The sequence below is a fragment of the Flavobacterium sp. genome (genome assembly GCF_044371705.1).
GTDB lineage: Bacteria > Bacteroidota > Bacteroidia > Flavobacteriales > Flavobacteriaceae > Flavobacterium.
The window spans coordinates 1-3,057 of record NZ_JBILTE010000251.1; the positions used below are offsets into that span (position 1 = coordinate 1).

The 3,057-nt window shown below is 34.4% G+C and carries 4 protein-coding genes; 3 read left to right on the forward strand and 1 reads right to left on the reverse strand.

The features are described 5' to 3' along the window. A partial coding sequence (locus ACIQ2S_RS12480) for a hypothetical protein (RefSeq protein ID WP_396176484.1) occupies positions 1-315 on the forward strand: 315 nt, incomplete at its 5' end. 348 nt (positions 316-663) lie between these two features. Further along, positions 664-1,143: a hypothetical protein gene (locus ACIQ2S_RS12485; RefSeq protein ID WP_396176486.1), complete on the forward strand. Its 480-nt coding sequence runs from the start codon at positions 664-666 to the stop codon at positions 1,141-1,143. 113 nt (positions 1,144-1,256) lie between these two features. Here ACIQ2S_RS12485 and ACIQ2S_RS12490 read toward each other — a convergent pair whose 3' ends face one another. Next, complete coding sequence (locus ACIQ2S_RS12490; RefSeq protein ID WP_396176488.1) at positions 1,257-1,478, reverse strand: hypothetical protein; 222 nt, start codon at positions 1,476-1,478, stop codon at positions 1,257-1,259. Between the two features lie 270 nt (positions 1,479-1,748). Here ACIQ2S_RS12490 and ACIQ2S_RS12495 point away from each other — a divergent pair. Then, positions 1,749-3,057, forward strand: a 1,309-nt coding sequence (locus ACIQ2S_RS12495) for a transglycosylase domain-containing protein (protein WP_396176490.1), incomplete at its 3' end; no start/stop codon positions are given.

Sequence of the window (3,057 nt, forward strand, 5' to 3'; positions counted from 1 at the left end):
AGGGATAGTATTACATTTGAAATTAACGACTATCATATCTCAAATAAAATCGACTCGACAAAAGCAGCTGAATTTTATATTAAATTCAATATTAAAAAAGCAGAACAAGACTTCTTTGCAGGAAATAAAAGATATTTACTTGGAAACGGATTTACTTACTCTAATGATTTCATAGCAGAATTGGAATCAAAATCAAAAAAAGTCGGATTTAAAATTGAGTACCCTGAAAATATGCATGGAACTTTAACGGAACATCGAATTTTATATAAATATAATGAACGAATGAGAGAATTACTTGGAATTAAAAATTGGTGATAATTACATACTTCACTAGTTTTCCTGACTGGTCTATCCGCAGTCACTGGCCTTCGGAGTAAATTATTCTCATAAAAACCTTGTTAGTATAGGTTTGATGATTGACTCAACTACCCATTTCAAAAGAATGATTTTCAACAGAAAAGTAGTATTTTTGGGAATAGAAATAAATGAACACACCAATGTCAGTCAGTCTGCATTAAGCTGGTTGCATGAGGGTTTGCATAGTGAATTGACAAATGAAAGTAATTTTACAAAATAGGTTACACTGTCGAAAATACAGTTAACTTAACAAGATTTTTCTAATTATTAAACCTGAATTATTTTCGATGAATTAATATTCACAAAATGAAAAACGTAATTACAATTTTATTTCTTACTTTTTCGCTGAGCTCTGCATTGGCTTGTTCCTGTTTAAGAATAGGTATTTTAAAAGGTCAAAACACAACTGACTTTGTTTTAACTGGTAAAGTTGTAAAGGTCAATAAAATAATATCACAAGAAAAAATAACTTTTGATGACCGAATCGTTGACTATGTGCGATATGAATTCATTTTCGAAATCAAACATATTCATAAAGGTAAAAATGAGTTTGATTATTTGGAGAGAATAACTATAATTACCAGTGGTGCTGGTGCAGATTGCGGTAATTATTTTGAATTAAACGAAAAATATCTAGTTTATTCTTATAAAGAACAATTCAAAGTTGGTTGGGGACTTGAAGACCAAAAAGCAGAAAAGGAATTTATGTCAACTAATCTATGTACAAGAACAAAGCGAATAGGTTTTTTTAGTTTTTTGGAACAATTTGTACTTGAACTGACTTAAAAAACCTTTAGGTCTTCAAAGTCTACTGACTTCTTGCTCTCCAAAGTCTCTTGATTGATGAGTAAAACTTACCACCCTATTTCCAATAGTTTGAACACTTAATTAATCCAATATCAAAACTGCTCTTTCGGCTTGTCTTCATACCAATCTTTAAATGTTTTTGTGGTGGTGTACTTGTCTTTTAAAACACTGTAAACCATCAGAACCACTAAGATATTTCCTGAAATAAATAAGGCATTCATTATTCGTAGAGAAACATCTAATTGACTGAAAACAGTGAAGACAACCAAAAAAACGGTGGTGAAAACCACTGAAAAAATAGCAAAATTTTTCATCTTTATTTTTTTTAGGATTGATACAATTGTATCAAAATAATTAACAATCAAATTTCGCTAATTATCTGTTTGTGAACGAATAACAATTGTTAATTTGTAGTGAAATTATTTTTTCCGGAACTACAAATTTTCGGATTCCAAATGAATGCAATTTAAATTGTCTAATAATCTTCAAACCCACAATAAATTATACTATTTTGTGGTTACAATCCCAAAAAATCATAATTTCGTTCCGTGCTCAAATTCCTCTTCCATAAAGCCAAATCCAAAATCCTTCAACACAAAATCAAAGCCGTTTTGATTCTGCTGTTGCTGATTGGCTATTATTTTTGTTTGCCACGAACGCTTTTCAACGAACCGTATTCCACCGTTATTGAAAGTAAAGAAGGGAATTTGCTGGGAGCCAAAATCGCTCGCGATGGTCAGTGGCGGTTTCCGGCTTCGGATAGTATTCCGGAGAAATTCCAACAATGCATCATCGCTTTCGAAGACCAACATTTTTATAAACATCCGGGTTTTAATCCGATATCCATGTGGAACGCTTTTCGGCAAAACAGTAAAGCCAATCGCGTTGTTCGTGGCGGAAGCACTTTGACGCAACAAGTCATTCGCCTTTCCCGCAAAGGAAAAAACAGAACGTATGCTGAAAAAATCATGGAAGTTGTTTTAGCTACGCGTTTGGAACTGCGTCATTCCAAAAATGAAATCCTCAATCTCTATGCGGCTCATGCACCTTTTGGCAGTAATGTAGTAGGTTTGGAAATGGCTTCGTGGCGTTATTTTGGAGTCAAATCACATCAATTATCTTGGGCTGAAACGGCTACATTAGCGGTTTTACCTAATGCTCCCAGTTTGATATATCCGGGAAAAAATCAAGAGAAGTTATTGAATAAACGCAATCGGTTGTTGCTAAAACTTTTTGAAAGTAAAGTCATCGACCAACTGACGTATGATTTGGCATTGCAAGAATCTTTGCCTCAAAAACCATTTGATTTGCCGCAAACTGCTCCGCATTTATTGCAGCGAATCGCTAAAAGAAATGAGGGAAAACGAATTGAAACGACGATAGAGTTGCCACTTCAAGAACGAGTGAATCAAATTGTAAAAAATTATTACGGTCAATACAAACAAAATGAAGTGTATAATATTGCCGTTTTGGTGATTGATGTGGAAACAAGAAACGTCATTAGTTATGTTGGGAACAGTCCAACCGATGCCAACCATCAAAAAGATGTGGATATCATTAGTGCACCCCGAAGCACCGGAAGTATTTTGAAACCCTTGTTGTATGCGGCAATGCTCGATGAAGGTGAATTATTGCCCAATACGTTGATTCCGGATATTCCCACACAAATCTCGGGTTACAATCCGCAGAATTTTAATGCTAGTTTTGACGGTGCGGTTCCGGCTCAACGGGCTTTATCGCGTTCGTTAAATATTCCGGCTGTTTTGATGTTGCAAGACTATGGAGTGAATCGTTTTTATGAGCAATTGCAGAAATATCAATTGAAAAATATCAATAAACCACCCAATCATTATGGGTTGTCTTTGATTTTAGGCGGTGCAGAAAGTAACTTGT